Origin of the sequence: Carboxylicivirga marina, assembly GCF_016612505.1 — a bacterium.
In the GTDB taxonomy this organism is placed as follows: domain Bacteria; phylum Bacteroidota; class Bacteroidia; order Bacteroidales; family Marinilabiliaceae; genus Carboxylicivirga; species Carboxylicivirga marina.
Genome location: NZ_JAENRR010000155.1, coordinates 1 through 954 on the forward strand (window position 1 = coordinate 1; position 954 = coordinate 954).

The following is a 954-nucleotide window of genomic DNA, read 5'->3' on the forward strand; positions in this document are numbered from 1 at the left end:
ACCCAAGGCATATAAGCAAAGAAAGGAATCTCAGCTAACTTTTGGATTTACTTAAAAAAATGGGGTAACTCCAAAATGTTCGATAAATTGACTTTTAAAATTAAAAGGGCTTTATTATTCATCTAAAAATCGTACCAAAGCATGAAAAATTTTTCGCTAGTTATTATCCTACTAATATTGATATTTTGCCCTTGCAATACCCAAAGTCAGGAAACAGTAAGCAACTGGGACAACCAGTTTTTTATTGGCAATAAAGTAACCTGGGGTAGTGAGAACTGGAGATACTCAGGAGAATTACAATCCCGTTTTATTGACAATTATCAAAGCCTTGATCGTTGGTTAGTGGAAGGTGTAGCTACGTATATGGCATCGCAACACTTTGAATTGGTACCTGACCTAAGGATAAGTGTTCGTCCAGAGTTTATGGAATACCGACCTGGTTTTGGTGTCATTAGAAAAGACATCCTTGGTAAAGGCGAAAATCGCCATCAACAATTCGTTCAACAGCTAAAGTACCAGGCCGACATTGGTAACAACAGAGTGAACCACGGTGTCAGATACATTCTATTTTATAACAATGTATTGAACGAAAAATTAATCGCCACAGGTGTTGGTGGTGTATTTTACAGCTGGAAACCCAACTACCAGGGACTTGAATTTATCAGAGCGGGCGGTGGTTTGGCCTATGTGCTAAATGACCAACATACCATTAACTTTACCTACTTTGCTGGTGCCGCTGACGCAGGTGATGACTGGATATATTCAGGAAGTTTTGTGGTACAATTAATCATTAACATTCGGAAAAAATACAAGTATATACCTGCGAAATACATTATGTTCTAATTCATAACCAACTCTTTCATGAAACCATCAAAATATTATATAACTGACATTTCCCATGTCTATTAGGCAGCACTTGAAAGCTGCATTTCTATTAGCCTGAAGATTTTGTTG

Annotated in this window: 1 protein-coding gene; it reads left to right on the plus strand. The window is 37.3% G+C overall.

Annotation, left to right across the window (positions count from 1 at the left end; all coding sequences use genetic code 11):
• Nucleotides 1-141: 141 nt before the first annotated feature.
• Nucleotides 142-843 (plus strand): hypothetical protein, encoded by a 702-nt coding sequence (locus JIV24_RS22180; RefSeq protein ID WP_200467274.1) that lies wholly within the window; start codon nucleotides 142-144, stop codon nucleotides 841-843.
• Nucleotides 844-954 lie beyond the last annotated feature (111 nt).

Bases quoted from the DNA above. Each gene is read 5' to 3' on its own strand.
- JIV24_RS22180 (WP_200467274.1), top strand. From the start codon at position 142: ATGAAAAATTTTTCGCTAGTTATTATCCTACTAATATTGATATTTTGC.